The following is a 16,996-nucleotide window of genomic DNA, read 5'->3' on the forward strand; positions in this document are numbered from 1 at the left end:
TTTGTTGACATTTTTGAAAACTAGTCATAATTAAGTTGTCTATGACTCGCATTTTTCAAAAATACTTGGCAAAATTGGCTTTGTCTTAAAAAACCGCCTTGTCAGTCCGGAAAGGTATAATATTTTCTTTTAAGGAAGATTTTGACAGTGAATCAAAAAAGACCAGTTAATCTTGATCTGGGGACTATAAGGTTTCCAGTTATGGCCATTGCCTCGATCTTACATCGTATATCAGGGCTTGTTTTATTCTTATTACTGCCTTTTATTCTTTATTTGCTCAGTAAATCACTTGGCAGTGCTGTATCGTTCATGCAAATGCAAGTTCTCTTGCAAAGTCCATTTCATAAATTGCTCCTCTGGGCGTTCAGTGCCGCTCTTGTTTACCATTTACTTGCTGGTATCCGCCACATGATTAATGATTTGGGTTTTGGTGAAGGAGTTAAGGCAGGGCGTCAGACAGCCATCTGGGTTATTGCTTTAGCTGTGATTCTGACAATTTTTCTGGGAATTTGGATATGGTAACTAACGTCACAAGTTTAACAGGTAATGGTCTGAAAGATTGGTTAATCCAGCGATTAACTGCCGTCTATTTTATGGTTTACGCAATCTTCATGTTGGTTTATTTGCTGTTTAGCCCACCAGCAAACTATATGCAGTGGTATGTTCTATTTCATAATGCTTGGTTTCAAATAGCCACTATAATCGCCTTGTTTGCCTTGAGCTTACATGCCTGGATTGGGGTCTGGACTGTCACGACTGATTATCTGAAATGTACCGCTATTAGGCTTGCTGTGCAGTCTTTGGTTATGTTATGGCTGCTTGGGCAATTTATTTGGGGCATAATGATTGTATGGGGACGATGAGCATGGCAATTGCACGAAACAAATTTGACGCAGTAATTATTGGTGCAGGTGGCGCGGGGATGAGAGCTGCCCTACAAATGGCCAACTCAGGCTTAAAAGTCGCCTTATTATCGAAAGTATTTCCTACCCGTTCACATACTGTTTCTGCACAAGGAGGAATTACAGCAGCATTGGGCAATGCAGATGAGGATGATTGGCGCTGGCACATGTACGATACAGTTAAAGGGGCGGATTATATTGGTGACCAAGACTGTATTGAGTACCTTTGCAAAACAGGCCCAGAGGCTGTCTATGAATTAGAACACATGGGCTTGCCGTTTTCGCGTATGGACAACGGTAAAATTTATCAACGCCAATTCGGTGGCCAGTCTAAAAATTTTGGTGGTGCACAAGCAGCACGTACCTGTGCCGCGGCTGATCGAACTGGACATGCACTACTCCATACACTTTATCAGCAGAATCTAAAAGCCAAGACGCATGTGTTTAGTGAATGGTATGCACTTGATTTGGTAAAAGATGCCCAGGGGCGCATAGCTGGGGTAACTGCTATGTCTATTGAGACAGGTGAAATTGTCTTTTATCAATCTCGAGTATGTATTTTAGCAACTGGTGGCGCGGGCCGCATTTTTCAATCAACCACGAATGCACTGATTAATACAGGGGATGGTTTTGGAATGGCCTTACGTGCTGGTATTCCCTTACAAGATATGGAGATGTGGCAATTTCATCCGACAGGAATCGCTGGAGCCGGAGTATTGGTCACTGAGGGTTGTCGCGGAGAAGGCGGGTATCTCATCAACAAAGACGGCGAGCGATTTATGGAGCGGTATGCTCCCCGCGTTAAAGATTTGGCTTCGCGCGACGTCGTAGCACGCGCTATGGCTCTAGAAATCCGTTCAGGGAAAGGCTTTGATCCCAAAGGTGTTGACCATGTTAAATTAAAGCTCGATCATTTGGGTGCTGATTTGATTAAGTCACGCTTACCAGGCATTAGAGAATTATCAATTAAATTTGCTGGGGTAGATCCTATTGTTGAACCTATCCCGGTGGTTCCTACTTGCCATTACAGCATGGGTGGAATCCCTACAAACATGCATGGCCAAGTTGTGACTCACAAAAAAGGTCGAGATCATATCGTTGAAGGGTTATATGCGGTAGGCGAGTGTGCTTGTGTATCCGTACACGGGGCAAACCGTTTAGGCGGCAATTCGCTGCTGGATTTAGTTGTCTTTGGAAGGGCAGCTGGGCTTCATGTGGAAGAGTTATGGCAGTCAGATCAAATGCCTGAAATGCCTTACGTTTCTGACGATGATGTTGATGCAGCTCTATCTCGTTATCATCGCTGGATAGATTCAAAAGAAGGCGAAAGCCCTGCAGTAATCCACGATGAGATGCAGCGCGTGATGCAAGAAGACTTTGGTGTATTTCGTACTGGGGAGGTCATGGCTTCAGGGTTGCACCGGTTAGAAGCGTTACGTCAGCGCTTACCTAGTGCTTATTTGCAGGATAAATCAAAAATATTTAATACTGCACTAGTGGAAGCTTTAGAATTGGATAATTTGATGGCAACAGCTTATGCTACTGCCCATTCAGCGATTGCTCGCACGGAAAGCCGTGGAGCGCATAGTCGGGAAGATTATCCTAATCGGGATGATGCGAATTGGATTAAACATACGCTGTATTTTGAGCAAGGTGATACCATAGACTATCGGCCTGTGAATACATCACCCAAACACATCGCGCCATTTGAGCCAAAAGAACGCGTTTACTAGAGAGGATATGCCGTGGCTGATACTAGAACTCTGAGCCTGTCAATTTACCGTTATAACCCTGCAGTGAATGACAAACCATTCATGCAGGATTATGAAATCGAAATTCCGGCTAAAAGTGACCCAATGCTGCTTCCGGTGCTTGAGCGGCTGAAAGCAGAGCAAGATTCCACTATCACCTATAGACGCTCCTGCCGTGAGGGTGTGTGCGGTTCTGATGGGATGAATATAAATGGAACCAATGGGTTAGCTTGCATTACCAAGATTTCCCAACTGAAGACCGACAAGATTGTCTTGCGTCCTCTTCCTGGATTTCCGGTTATCCGCGACCTGGTGGTCGATATGAGCCAGTTCTATCAACAATATGAGCGCATTGAACCTTATCTGCAAAATGATACACCGGCTCCTGCGCGCGAGCGTCTACAGTCTCCAGAGGAACGTGCACAGCTTGATGGTTTGTATGAATGTATTTTGTGTGCATGCTGCACGAGTTCTTGTCCTTCTTATTGGTGGAATCCAGATAAATATGTCGGACCGGCGGGGCTCTTACAAGCTCGACGATTCTTGGCAGACAGCCGTGACACAGCTACAAAACACCGTTTGGATAAATTACAAGATCCTTTCAGTGTATTTCGTTGCCGTACAATTATGAATTGTGCGGATGTTTGCCCGAAGGGACTCAATCCGTCTAAAGCGATTGCTGAAATACGTAGGCAAATGTTAACAGAGGAAACTTGATAGCGATTTTTTATCGTTCCGATCTTAAGTATCGGAACGTGTCCCTTTGGAGAGAATAACAATGAGCGGTACTGACCTGCAAAAAGAATGGGCTTCTTCCTATTTGTCCGGAGGAAGCATGGCTTATGTCGATGGTTTATATGAAGATTATCTAGCGGATCCAAATTCCGTCCCTGAGGACTGGCGGGCTGCATTTGATGCTTTGCCCAAACTGGATGGGGCTGCTGAAGAGGTATCTCATCGCGCAATCCGAGATCATTTTTTGGAGGGTGCAGACAGAAGACGTGCTCCCGCAGTAGCTGGCGCAGACAGTAAACAATTTCAAGTCGCTCATCTGATTAATGCTTATCGTTCACAAGGACACCACGCAGCTAAGCTTGATCCTCTTGACATGGCGGAACGTACACAGGTACCAAGCCTGGAATTAGCTTACCATCACCTTTCTGAAAATGATATGGATCGCCCTTTCTTTGCAGGCCAGTATTTTAACGGCGGAGAGATGCCGCTTCGGGAGATACTCCAAGCGCTGCGTGACACCTATTGCGGCAGTATCGGTATTGAATACATGCATATTTCGGATAATGCCGAAACCGAATGGCTGCGGCAAAAAATGGAAACGGCTCGAGGCCGCCCTCAATTCGATACGAAAAAAAAATTAGAAATTCTTAAGGATTTGATTGCAGCAGATGGACTCGAACGTTATTTGGGTACGCGTTATGTGGGACAAAAACGGTTTTCTCTTGAAGGGGGAGACGCGTTTATTCCGATGATGAAAGAAATCATCCGTATGGGCGGAAGAGATAAGGTCAAAGAAATTGTCATTGGCATGGCACATCGTGGCCGCCTAAATGTACTAGTGAATGTATTGGGCAAAGAACCTGATGAATTATTCCAAGAATTTGAAGGCAAAGTGAAATCCGATCGAACAGGCGACGTGAAATATCACATGGGTTTTTCTTCAGATTTACGCACTGAGAACGGTGAAATCGTCCATCTAGCCTTAGCGTTTAACCCTTCACACTTAGAGATTATAGGTCCCGTGGTTGAGGGTTCGGCTCGTTCTCGTCTTAGACGCCAACACGATTTAGAGAAAAAAAATAAGGTTGTGCCTGTAGTTGTCCATGGAGATGCTGCATTTGCGGGTCAAGGTGTGGTCATGGAGACTTTCAATTTTTCTCAAGCGAGAGGCTATTGCACAGGTGGTACAATCCATATCGTTATTAATAACCAAATTGGTTTTACTACATCAAATCCTCTTGATGCCCGATCAACTTTGTATTGTACTGATGTTGCGAAAATGGTGCAGGCGCCAGTATTACATGTGAACGGGGACGATCCAGAAGCAGTCGTTTTTGCGACTCAGATTGCGTTTGAATTCAGAATGAAATTTAAACGCGATATCGTGATTGATCTGGTTTGCTATCGCCGCCATGGCCATAATGAGGCTGATGAGCCTGCAGTGACTCAACCAACGATGTATCAAAAAATTAAATCAATGCCGACTCTTCGGGAAATCTATGCCAAACAGTTAATAGAAAAAGGCATCATTAACAATGAAGAAGTTGATAAACTTACTGACGGTTATCGAGAAAAATTAGATAAGGGACAAGCAGTAGTTGATGTTGTTCATGGAGGTTATGAAGGTAAAATTTCTGTTGATTGGACACCCTACATTAATGCGAAATGGACAGATAAAGTCGATACTACGATCTCTAAGAGCACCATACAAAAGCTATCTAAGATGCTTAGTATGTTGCCAGATGGTTTTGAACCACATCCAGTAGTAAAGCGTGTTCTCGCCGAACGAGAAAAGATGTCAGCGGGTGAAGTCCCTATGAATTGGGGTTATGCGGAAATCATGGCATATGCAAGCTTGCTGGATGAGGGCTACGGAGTACGCTTGTCAGGCCAGGATTCTGGTCGTGGTACTTTTGCTCACCGGCATGCTGTTTTGCACGATTACAGCACTGGAGAGACTTATGTCCCTCTGGAAAAGACAGTATCTGATCCGTATAAGCCTTTTGCAGTGATCGACTCAGTCCTTTCAGAAGAAGCTGTGCTGGCTTTTGAGTATGGTTATGCTGCTTCAGAACCAACTTCATTAGTGTTATGGGAAGCACAATTTGGTGATTTTGCGAATGGTGCGCAAGTTGTTATTGATCAATTTATTAGCTCAGGCGAACAAAAGTGGGGGCGTTTATGCGGGTTGGTCATGCTCCTTCCTCATGGTTACGAAGGCCAGGGGCCGGAACATTCCTCTGCAAGGCTTGAGCGATACATGCAGTTATGTGCGCAACATAATATTCAAGTATGTACGCCAACAACCCCTGCGCAAATGTTTCACTTGCTGCGCCGACAGATGCTACGTAAATTCCGCAAACCGCTTATTGTGATGACACCTAAAAGTCTACTGCGTCATAAACTAGCAGTGTCACCCATTGAAACTTTGACTAAAGGAAAGTTCCATACTGTTCTGCCGGAAATAGATAATTTGGATGCAGACAAAGTGACAAAAATAGTATTATGCTGCGGCAAAGTTTACTATGATCTTTTGCAAAGACGCCGTGAAGACGAAAAACTGAATCATGTCGCTATTATACGAATCGAGCAACTGTATCCTTTCCCGATAAAGATGCTGACTCAGGAGATTGCGAAGTATCCGCGTGCTAAACAAATCGTTTGGTGTCAGGAAGAGCCGCAAAACCAAGGCGTTTGGTTCTCTTCACAGCACAATATCATTGAATGTTTACGCGATGATCAGACCTTAAGTTATGCTGGAAGAGAGTTTGCTGCTGCACCTGCAGTGGGAAGTCCTCTCTTTCATGCGCAACAACAGCAGGCATTAGTCGAGCAGGCTTTATTGGATTAACGATTAAATCATATAACAGAAGAAGAAGGTATAACTATGTCTATTGAAGTTAAAGTACCTGTCCTACCGGAGTCAGTCGCTGATGCTACCATTGCCAGCTGGCATAAGAAAGTTGGTGATAAGGTAACACGTGATGAAAATCTTTTAGATTTAGAAACAGATAAAGTGGTTTTGGAAGTCCCAGCCCCAGCTGATGGGATCTTAAAGGAAATTTTGTTTAAAGAAGGTGATACCGTTCAGGCTAGTGAAGTACTCGCCCGAATAGAGGAAGGTGCGGCGGTTAAAGAAGAAAAACAACCAGCAGCTAAAGAGGAAAAAGCAGCGGAACCTAAAGAAGATACCAAAGAGAAAATTAGTGCAGCCGGAGAAAAAGCAACGGGGCCAGCAGTTAGAAGAATGTTGGCAGAGAATGAGTTGCAAGCAAGCCAGATTTCTGGTTCAGGTAAGGATGGTCGCATCACCAAGGAAGATGTGATTACTTTCATCGAATCCGGCCGGGAAAAATCTGCTAAGCCTGCACTTAAACAAGAGCCGGTTGCTTTGGGAGCGCGCGAAGAACGCCGTGTACCAATGTCTCGATTGCGCGCCAAAATTGCAGAACGCCTTGTTCAAGCACAGCATAATGCAGCTATGCTAACGACGTTTAATGAAGTGAATCTAAAAGCTGTTATGGATTTACGCACTCAATACAAAGATACTTTCGAGAAAAAACACGGTGTTAAGCTGGGCTTTATGTCTTTTTTCACTAAGGCGGTTGTTGAATCATTGAAACGCTTCCCTGCAGTGAATGCTTCCATTGATGGCCAGGATATTGTTTACCATGGGTACTATGATGTTGGAATTGCAGTATCTACTGAACGCGGTTTAGTTGTACCGGTAGTAAGAGATGCGGATCAATTGAGCCTTGCTGATATTGAAAAAGCCATCCAGGATACTGCAACTCGAGCAAGGCAAGGCAAATTAGCCATAGAAGAAATGCAAGGTGGAACATTTACAATTACTAATGGCGGTGTATTTGGTTCATTGTTGGCAACACCGATCATTAATCCACCGCAAACTGGTATTTTAGGTATGCATAAAATCGAGGATAGGCCCATCGTAGAGAAAGGCCAAATCGTTATCCGTCCGATGATGTATGTTGCTTTGTCCTATGATCACCGTTTAATCGATGGTAAAGAATCAGTACAATTTTTAGTAAGTGTCAAAGAGTTACTTGAAGACCCTGCGCGCTTATTATTAAACGTTTAGGCAATGTTCTAGAGGTGTGCTTGGGGCGAAAAGCGCAAAAAGAAGAGAAAAACTGCGTTCGATCGAGGGGAAGAACCTTTTACAAGATCAAACAAGATGTTTAGTCAATTTTATGGCTTTTACAATCCAGCAATAACTTTGGTGACGTTAACTAATCACGATTAACCGCACGACCCGTCTTGAGGGTATGAGAAAGTACCCGCAGGGTTTTGCTATTTTAAAGGGTAAAAGAATGAACTTACATGAATATCAAGCTAAGGAGTTATTTGCTAGCTACGGCATGCCAATTCCACGCGGCCAGGTAGCTCAAAGCGTTGAAGATGCCTTGCAAGTTGCTTCGCAACTGAACACTTCTAAATGGGTAGTAAAAGCTCAGGTTCACGCTGGCGGGCGTGGTAAAGCAGGTGGTGTGAAGCTGGTTTCAACGAAAGATGAATTAGCAAACACAGTCAAATCCTTATTAGGAACGCGTTTAGTGACTTATCAAACTGACGCGAAAGGGCAACCCATTAATGAAGTGTTAATCGAAGAAACTTGTGACATCGGCCGTGAATTGTACCTCGGGGCCGTGGTTGACCGTTCAAGCCGCCGAGTCGTGATTATGGCTTCTACTGAAGGTGGTGTGGAAATTGAAAAAGTTGCCCATGAAACACCGGAGAAAATCTTTCAAGTCGTGGTCGATCCTTTAGTTGGTGTTATGCCTTATCAATGTCGTGAGGTTGGTTTCAAACTTGACTTGAGCGAAGATCAGATTAAACAGTTTACCCATTTAATGATGGCATTAGGGAAAATGTTTGTTGAATGTGATCTGAGTTTGTTAGAGATTAATCCCCTTGTGGTGACCAAAAAAGGGCAGTTATTGTGCCTTGATGGCAAGGTAAACATCGATGGCAATGCGCTCTATAGACAGCCTAAACTGAAAGTATTGCGTGATACTACTCAAGAAGATGAGCGTGAAAATCGTGCAACCGACTGGGAATTAAACTACATCCCTCTCGATGGTTCTATTGGGTGCTTAGTGAATGGCGCTGGCCTTGCAATGGCAACGATGGACGTTATCAAATTACATGGGGGCGAGCCTGCGAATTTCTTAGACGTCGGTGGCGGGGCAACAAAAGAGCGTGTTACAGAGGCATTTAAAATTATCCTCTCTGACGAAAAAGTGAGAGGCATTTTAGTCAATATTTTTGGTGGAATCGTTCGCTGCGACTTAATTGCTGATGGAATTCTTGCTGCGGTTAGGGAGGTAGATGTGACGGTTCCCGTGGTAGTGCGTCTTGAAGGTAACAACGCAAAATTAGGCGCAGACATTCTAAATAAGAGTGGTTTGAACGTAATCGCCGCAGATAGTTTGACTGACGCAGCGAAAAAAATCGTGGCGGCTATCGCCTAAGCCCTAATTATTACTATTGTGCTGCCTGCTTGATTTAGGTAGGTAGCCAGAACTTCATTTTGAGGCTAGCAATGAGCGTATTAGTAAATAAAAACACAAAGGTTATTTGCCAGGGTTTTACTGGTAAACAAGGGACTTTTCATTCTGAACAGGCAATTGCCTACGGCACACGAATGGTTGGGGGAGTTACACCAGGAAAAGGGGGGCAGCAGCACTTAAGTTTGCCTGTTTTCAACACAGTTCGTGAAGCAGTCGAAGAAACAGGAGCTCAAGCGTCAGTGATCTATGTTCCTGCTCCTTTTTGCATGGATTCAATATTGGAAGCTGCAGATGCCGGTATTGAATTGATCGTATGTATTACTGAAGGTGTACCAGTGCTTGATATGCTAAAAGTAAAAGTATATTTAGAAAACAATACCAAGGCACGGTTAATCGGTCCAAATTGTCCAGGAATCATCACACCCGGTGAGTGTAAAATCGGTATTATGCCTGGTTCTATTCATATGCCTGGAAAAGTTGGAATCGTTTCACGTTCAGGTACGCTAACCTATGAAGCGGTTAAACAAACGACAGATAAAGGCTTTGGTCAAAGTACTTGTATAGGTATTGGTGGTGATCCCATTCCTGGTACAAGTTTTATCGACGCGCTAGAACTGTTTGAAAAAGACGAACAAACAGAAGCAATCATTATGGTAGGTGAAATTGGTGGTTCTGCAGAGGAGGAAGCAGCAGAATACATCAAATCTAACGTGAGTAAACCAGTGGTTTCCTACATTGCTGGTGTTACAGCGCCTCCAGGTAAGCGCATGGGGCATGCAGGTGCAATCATTTCTGGTGGTAAAGGAACTGCAGCTGAAAAATTTGCGGCGCTAGAAGCTGCTGGAGTGAGAACAGTTCGCTCGCCAGCAGATTTAGGTGATGCCGTTGCCGAGGTTTCGGGTTGGAAGTAACCCCTTGATTTCTTGATATTGAAATAGTTTGAAAACTTAACAAACCGTCATCGAATTAAGATGGCGGTTTTCTAAGCCTATTAGCTAAAAACAACGTGTTTAAGCAGGGATATTAAAATCGTTATCCTAGCTTTAACCTAACTCTTTTCTAGACAAATAAGCAATAAAGCGATCTAACGTTCTTACGCTAAGAATTCGTTTCAGTACAACAAACAAATGAGTGGGAAAAGTGACGGGATACTTGGGCTTGGGTTTTCTAACTTCAATGGCATGAATTAATTTAGTTATGACCGCATCGGTACCTCGGGTAAAGATAGATTCCTCTTTCTGCTCGCGATATCCGTTAAGCATTTTTTGATATTGTTGCCTAAAGAAACTGTTGCCCATATCAATTTTTTTCAGAGAATTATCAACAGCATTGTCGCGAAAACGGCTAGCAATTGGGCCAGGCTCGATACAAATGACTTCGATGCCTGAGGATTGAAGTTCAATGCGCAAAGTGTCGCTTAGTCCTTCGACTGCATATTTTGAAGCATTATAAGCGCCGCGAAAAGGCATTGAAATGATGCCTAGAACGGAGCTGATGTTGATGATCCGCCCTTCCCCTTGTTTGCGCATTACGGGTATGGCAAGGCGAGTGAGATCCATCAAACCAAAAACGTTCGTTTCAAATTGTTCACGCAACGTTTGCCGCGATATATCTTCTAGAGCACCTGCTTGGCCGTAGCCCGCATTATTGATGAGTACATCAAGGCGGCCGGATGTCTTTGATAATACTTCGGTAAAAGCAGTCGTAATTGAATGTTCGTCATTCACGTCCATCAGTACTGTCTCAAGTCCTAGGTCGATAAGTTTTTTAACATCCTCTAGCTTACGACAGGAGGCAATCACACGATGTCCACGACGAGATAAGCTGAGGGCTGCGTCATGGCCGATGCCGGTAGAACAACCTGTAATAAAGATTGATTTTTGTTGCATGGATGACCTACGAAGAAGAGAAACCCAGTTTAGAAAGTTAGTATACTAAACTGGGTTAGATTTCAGAAGTGAACTTTAATCAAGGTGAATTGTGTAAGAATAGGAGTTAAATCCATCGTAAGTTATGCCTTGATAGCGCATCCCATTACATGAAGCGTTGATGCTCGGGTGCATCAAATAAGGACCATCCTTAATGTCTAAGACACACCAGTTGTATAGGTCGTAAGCAACAGTGACATGTCCGTAACCGGTAGTGCAGCGCTCAGTGTCCCTTATTTCAAAACTTCTCGGGCTAATGACCCGCAAATCCATCTCCTCATTAGAGTTGGCGCTAACAATATATACTCCGGGATGGATTTCATCATCAAGATGAAAATAATCCTTATAACCACAGGAAAATGTTTCTTTGGCTTGAGCATTAAAAGCAAAGAAGCTGGTAAATAAAACTAAGGCAATTTTTTTCATGATTATTGTTATTTTTGTTAAGAATAGGAGAGCCGATTATAGCAAAAGAGAAAAGCGACACAATTGCCAGTATACGATATTTTTATTGCTTTGATTTTATTTCTTTTTCTTTCATTAAGTTATCAAAAATTTCTCTTTGTTGAGGAGAAAATTCTTTACGACGCAAGGCCATCATCTCTTCTATACTGCCTTGGATGCAATCTGGAGTTAGCCTATCAAGAATTAAAATGCCATTGATATGGTCAATTTCGTGTTGTAAAACCCGAGCATAAAATCCATTTTCAATTGTATTGTGTTTTTTGCCATGCTCATCATAAAAATGGAGTGAAATTTGATTGTAACGTGGCACCTTTCCGGCTTTATTTGAGACAGAATAGCACGCTTCGAAGTCGGGATTTATGCCAGCGGCTTCTACCCCATCGTACGAGGGATTTATAAGGATATGCATAGGGTAAGGTTTAGCATTGTTGCGAAGTATAGCTGATTCCTCAGGAATATAAATCGCTATAATTTGTTTGGAATAATTGATTTGTGGAGCTGCTAAGCCAACCCCTTTTAAATCGTAAAGTTTTTGCTTCATAGCTGCGATAAGCTCAACGTCTTCCTTGCTTAGCGGGAAATGGATTTTGTGCGCTGGTTTGCGCAATATTTGAGCTTTATCCGAATCATCGGTTGTGACAATTTTTAAGGCATGGGTTTGTTGTGCCGTCATCATAAGTCCTAGGAGTAGTAAGGAAAAGAGTTTCATGAAAATAGCAAGATTATGCAACCGATGTCAGTGCAATTGTACTCTCGTTGGTGCCCATTAACCAGGAATAGCAACGGGGGTTTCTTCCGCGGGTAAAGGATCATTACCAGTGATTGCTGGCTGTGGTAGTTCATAGCGGCGATTTGGGGAAACAATATTAAAAATCCTATAGCGATTTAAACGATGTTGGTCAGGGGGGTTAATAATCCTGTCGTTTAATTGCTCATAAAGGCTATGGCATGCAGGTTTTGCAGATAAACCAAAAAATTGTAAGAAAGAGTTGACCAGTTGAGCAAGCCAGGCATAGGTAAACGGATGGGGTCTTACGTGATCGAGCATTACTTCTTCAAAAGTATAGAGCTTTCGGTTAACCTGAAAGCGGCTCGTTATGAGGGTTCTCATTTCCTCTATTCGGGCCTCAGTGGACAAGTAAGGATTTGCAGCGACATTTTTTAAACGGGTCATGATTTGCCGTTTTCGTTGTAGAGTCGCTGAAGTTTCAAAAGACGAATTGTGATTTTTAAGGCTCGAATCAGCTTCATCAAAATACAATTCGAACTGCTTAACGCCAATCATAATCTCTTCAAGATGGGTGTATCTCCGATAATGTTCTTTATCAAATGCCCTAACTCTCCCCTCAACAGTTTCCCTGACAAACTTTTCAATATCAGGGGAATCTTTAGCAATTCGTAAGATTGTTGGTTTCCAGCTTGCCAGGTAATTTTTAAGATTTTTATTATATTCTTCCTGCATATGATGCAAATTGATTTTTCTGATAAGCGCGGAGTCAACCTGCTTCTTGAAAGTCTTGTTAATATAGTCAACAGTAATTTTTTCTTTCATGATAGCCTGTTGATTCTTAAGGGTGATTAGATAGCTCTCTTTCTCTTCGGCGGTTTTTTCTTTTAACTTGCAAGTCTTAATTAGACCTTTATAGTAGCCGAAAACCAGTCGGCATTGAGCAGCGACATTGCTTCTCTTCCTTTCAGCTGATTTCTCATTAGACGGGGATTTGACCAAATCATGGTAATAATCATAAACCAGCTGACATTGAGCAAGTATATGGGTTGGTTCCATAATTTGCACCAGGCGCTGATCACTTCCTCCTTCTTGTGATGATGCTTTCATGATGCAAGGAGCCAATACCTTATCAATATAAGGGCTGGGTTCAACTTCACCGGAAAGCGAATCAATAAGCGCTTTATGTTGGCTAAAAATAGGAATAACTTCTTCAAAGGCGCTGATTATGCTTTGTTTTGATATTTCAAGAATAAAGGGGGACGGAAGAGGACCAAAGCCAGGGTTATTAAGGCGGTTATAATTCTCAATCCGCTTCATGAGGGTTTTCAATTTAGCATAGTGCTCTTGGTTTGTTTGCCTGGTTTCAATTTCTTTGATGCTAGGCTGTTTGCCTTGTAGTGGCGATGGGTCGACAGGAATTTCTGGTCCTAATAACGCATCAATTCCTGGGCTTGGTCTAATTTCTCCTGAAAGGGAAGCAATAAGAGCACTCTCTTTTTGAAGAACTGGTAATGCTTTTTCAAATGCATCCAGTAAATCTCGTTTTGCAAGTGCGATGAGATCGGCGGATTGTGGAGGTCCAAAGCCAGGGGTAGTAAAGTTTTCATAAGAATCGATACATTCGACGAGCTGCTTCATTAGAAGATAGTTAGGCCGATAAGATTCTTGCTCAGCCTTAGCTTCGAGCCGTCTTTTTCTAGTCTCATTAATACGTTCAATGAGGGGTTTATCGTTAGTGAGTAACGCAATGTGTTTTTGGGAAATACAGCCTAACGGTTCAAGTAGGCCTCTATAAAGCTCATCAAGCAAGGTTTTCATTGGTCCTGATAGTTGACCAGGTTTTAGCCCGACTTTGTCTTCCCACTGATCGGTTTCAAGTAAAATTTGGGCAAACACATTGGTATTAATTTCTTCTAGGTGATTCATGACGGAGTCATGAGTCAGCATGCTAAATTGCTTAAGCTTGTATTTTAGTTCCTTAAACAGGCGATACATAAGCGGCGTTTTAAGAAATAACTTGAAATAGGAGTCTGAGCTTTCAATGACAGATTCAATGTTAAGGACAATTTCCTTAGTATGTGAGGTGATGTTGCTTAATTCATTTTGTGTTAAGTCAGTTTGTTTTAATAAAGTTGCAATGTGTGCCGGAACAAGCATGAAAGCATTGAGACTATACCAGATAGAGCCGTATTGAACTTTTTTATCGTTCCCGGGAATTGTTACAGAAGTAGGATCTTTTCTATAGGGTTCACTGCCGCTTACAAGTGCGTGAGAAATTCTTTTCGCTTGACTCACTAAATCATCAGCCAATAATTTAAAATGAGGATCTTGATGTAAATCTGTTGCTAGTTCGATAATATCACTGACATGGTTATACGCTTTAACCAAATGATAAACATAGAAACTTTGAAAACTTTTCTCATTTAAATTTTCTAACTCTTCACACGTTTTTTCTAGATGATATACACAATTCAACAAGCGCTTGATTCCTGCTACCTGCTTGGCCTGTGCAAGTGCTTGATTTCGATCTTTTAATTCAGGGAATGGCGATATTGATTCTGAAAAAATCGTTGGGCTATGTGTTGTTTCAAGTTCTTTCCTGACCGCGTTATTAAACAAGCCCGTGAGCTTAAATAACGTGTTTTTGAATTCACCAATTGCCGTTGAAAATTCCCTATGTTTAATGACATGATCTGGTCTTTCTACTGGAGTGGTGTCGGGTACTAGACAAGATGATTCTATTGCTTGTTTAAGTTTTGTGTGGGCTAGTGTTTGCAGCAACTCAGCTCGGTTACGCCAAGAAACAAGGGTATCTGTAAAATAAGCTTGCAGATAACGATTTCGCCTCATAAAGTGATGGGTTGAGAGGCTTGCGGCTTTCTCGGAAATTTCAGCCCCATTGGCCAAAACTTCTATAATTTCCGCATCCCGATTCGGTAGCCCAAGGTTATGAGTAAGAGAGTCAACTGAATACGAATGAAAGACTCTATATAAGCGATAGAGTTTCATTTTAATTTCATCATCAATTTCAACGAGCAGGTTGGGATGGTGTAATCGAATCTCTTCAAAGAAGTCTTCATACGCCTTTTGCGCTTTTTCTAGCTTATCAATTTTTTCCGCATAATATTCATGTAAAATAAAAGCTTGGTTGGAATCTAAATCTTCGAGGTTAACTAACTGGGAATTTCCCATGGGGTCTACAGCGAACTGAAGCGCATCTTGTAAATCTACCTTAGCACTTAGGGCTTCGTACTCACTGGCAGAAAATTGGTTTCCTTCACTTTCGTAAGGGATTAGATGCAGCTCAGAACGATCCTGGATAGATTTGATAATATCTTCGTTAAGTTTGACATGAAAGCTCTGTGTTGCTTGATCGCCTGTCAAGTTGGTTTTTATTTTTTCTTTTAGTTCGAGTAGCTTCGCAATTTTTATTTTTTCGTATGAATGTGGCAACCAATGCCGTGGATGAATTGAACCTAGCCATTTACTTTCTTCGGTAAGCGCACGGATAATGTCGTTATTTAAATCTCTGTCGAGCTGTTTAACATAGGGTTGTAAGTACTTATAGTATTTTGCTAAGGCAGTTTTGGTGGGTTTGGGTAAGCCGATTAAAGCATGATTTTTGTACTTGGGTTTTTCTAGTATTGTAAAAAAAATTTTAAATGCTTTTTGTGCTTCTTCCAGCTCAACTAAACGGCGTTTTGCTTTATTCACACGTTGTCTAGTTGCTTCGAGGCGCAAATCGATAAATTTGTCATCTTCGATTGTCACCAGCTCTCTTCCCTTCTGGGAAAATTTCACTACATTTGAAGTGTAATGAATTAATAATTGGTAGAATGGCTTTAATTGAACCATGAGAGGTTGAGAGAGAGTTCCTGGAGCAAGCAAAGCCTCATCTTCAATACGATCAACGAGACCAAATAAAGGGACTAGCCATTTGTATTTTAATTCAGCTAAATTATTGCGAATTACCTCTTGCGAAGATTCATCTAAATTCTTCATTTGTTCTAATGTGCTTTGCGAAAGGTAAATCACATGCCGGAGGATGTCGACGTAATAGACAACTTTGGCGGGTAAGAAAAAGTCATTATCCTTTTGTAAGCTCTCCAAAGAGAATAGTAACTTGTAACTTTCATTCCGTAGTTTGTCTAATTTTTTTTGATCTAAGGTTGGCTTTACCGAAGTTAGTTCGGGCGAATATTGCTGAATATAATTCGCCATTTGTTGAATATATCCAGGTAAAACAGCACTGAATTGAGTTAGAAAATGATAATCGACTTTCCCACTTCCAGCGCTCATTTGATCGACAGCAATCCCAGCTAATAGCCCTGCATTATAACTGATTGGGTACTCTTTGAGTTTCGCTGCAAATGCTGCAGCATCGTCCGCATGTTGGTTTGAAAAATCGGTAAAACGACGGAGTAGGCTGATAGCTTGCTTTATTTCGTCTGAAAAAATATTTGTCAAATCAATACCCAAGTGGGTTAGAACATAGCTGGCATGATATCCATGTTTAACTGTATGAAACCAAAGTTTATGAAAATCGGCTAGCCAGTTGCTTTTATTTCTTAAATTGACTGTCTCTAGGTCGCGAAATGCGAGTTCGGCATGATAAATGCCATTGATAGCTTCTTTAATTTGAGTGACTTGCTTTGGCTCGGTTTCAAACTGGGTGAAGGGCTCGCCGAATTTATTGATGTTTTTGAAGTAAGGTTGGATTTCAGGGCTAAAATAGGGACTTCGAATCTTGGCAAGAATTTGTTGCCGAATACTACGCAGTAGCTTAGAAGTTTGCCGCTCTTTAAAAGAATCTAACAGCTTTAAATAGTATTCCAGCATAAGGACTTTTAATTAGCCATAGAGATGGCGATATACTATATGATTATTATTAAGACAACCTTAAGGAACATAATATATTTTTCAAATTTTTCATGTGGACATGACAAAAAACAAA

12 protein-coding genes are annotated in these 16,996 nt (G+C 42.0%); 8 read left to right on the forward strand and 4 right to left on the reverse strand.

The window, feature by feature from the left end; translation table 11 throughout:
* The first annotated feature begins 147 nt into the window (after positions 1–147).
* The 8 genes from sdhC (at position 148) to sucD (ending at position 9,830) form a co-directional block, all read left to right on the forward strand.
* Positions 148–522 (forward strand): succinate dehydrogenase, cytochrome b556 subunit, encoded by a 375-nt coding sequence (gene sdhC, locus LMI_RS01310; protein WP_045098196.1) that lies wholly within the window; start codon positions 148–150, stop codon positions 520–522.
* Positions 516–863: a succinate dehydrogenase, hydrophobic membrane anchor protein gene (gene sdhD / locus LMI_RS01315; protein ID WP_045098197.1), complete on the forward strand. Its 348-nt coding sequence runs from the start codon at positions 516–518 to the stop codon at positions 861–863. The genes sdhC and sdhD overlap by 7 nt, the downstream gene beginning before the upstream one ends.
* A 2-nt stretch (positions 864–865) precedes the next feature.
* Entirely contained in the window at positions 866–2,635 is a 1,770-nt protein-coding gene (gene sdhA, locus LMI_RS01320; protein WP_045098198.1) for a succinate dehydrogenase flavoprotein subunit, read from the forward strand.
* Between the two features lie 12 nt (positions 2,636–2,647).
* Positions 2,648–3,370 carry a succinate dehydrogenase iron-sulfur subunit gene (locus LMI_RS01325; RefSeq protein ID WP_045098199.1) on the forward strand — a complete coding sequence of 241 codons (723 nt, stop codon included), beginning with the start codon at positions 2,648–2,650 and terminating at the stop codon, positions 3,368–3,370.
* A 61-nt stretch (positions 3,371–3,431) separates the two neighbouring features.
* Complete coding sequence (locus LMI_RS01330; protein WP_045098200.1) at positions 3,432–6,239, forward strand: 2-oxoglutarate dehydrogenase E1 component; 2,808 nt, start codon at positions 3,432–3,434, stop codon at positions 6,237–6,239.
* A gap of 36 nt (positions 6,240–6,275) precedes the next feature.
* Positions 6,276–7,487, forward strand: coding sequence for a 2-oxoglutarate dehydrogenase complex dihydrolipoyllysine-residue succinyltransferase (gene odhB, locus LMI_RS01335; RefSeq protein WP_045098201.1), 1,212 nt, complete (start codon positions 6,276–6,278; stop codon positions 7,485–7,487).
* A gap of 187 nt (positions 7,488–7,674) precedes the next feature.
* Positions 7,675–8,880, forward strand: coding sequence for an ADP-forming succinate--CoA ligase subunit beta (sucC, locus tag LMI_RS01340; protein ID WP_256324284.1), 1,206 nt, complete (start codon positions 7,675–7,677; stop codon positions 8,878–8,880).
* 71 nt (positions 8,881–8,951) lie between these two features.
* Positions 8,952–9,830 carry a succinate--CoA ligase subunit alpha gene (gene sucD / locus LMI_RS01345; RefSeq protein ID WP_045098203.1) on the forward strand — a complete coding sequence of 293 codons (879 nt, stop codon included), beginning with the start codon at positions 8,952–8,954 and terminating at the stop codon, positions 9,828–9,830.
* A 132-nt stretch (positions 9,831–9,962) separates the two neighbouring features.
* Here sucD and LMI_RS01350 read toward each other — a convergent pair whose 3' ends face one another.
* From LMI_RS01350 to LMI_RS01365, 4 genes are all read right to left on the reverse strand, one after another.
* On the reverse strand, positions 9,963–10,808 hold the full coding sequence (locus LMI_RS01350; protein WP_045098204.1) for an SDR family NAD(P)-dependent oxidoreductase: 846 nt from the start codon (positions 10,806–10,808) through the stop codon (positions 9,963–9,965).
* 75 nt (positions 10,809–10,883) lie between these two features.
* The gene (locus tag LMI_RS01355) at positions 10,884–11,273 is read right to left on the reverse strand and encodes a hypothetical protein (protein WP_045098205.1); all 390 of its coding nucleotides are present in this window, start codon (positions 11,271–11,273) and stop codon (positions 10,884–10,886) included.
* Between the two features lie 82 nt (positions 11,274–11,355).
* Entirely contained in the window at positions 11,356–11,988 is a 633-nt protein-coding gene (locus LMI_RS01360) for a peptide deformylase (RefSeq protein WP_156875028.1), read from the reverse strand.
* A 90-nt stretch (positions 11,989–12,078) separates the two neighbouring features.
* The gene (locus tag LMI_RS01365) at positions 12,079–16,881 is read right to left on the reverse strand and encodes a hypothetical protein (RefSeq protein ID WP_052679409.1); all 4,803 of its coding nucleotides are present in this window, start codon (positions 16,879–16,881) and stop codon (positions 12,079–12,081) included.
* Positions 16,882–16,996 lie beyond the last annotated feature (115 nt).

The organism is Legionella micdadei (assembly GCF_000953635.1).
Taxonomy (GTDB): Bacteria; Pseudomonadota; Gammaproteobacteria; order Legionellales; family Legionellaceae; genus Tatlockia; species Tatlockia micdadei.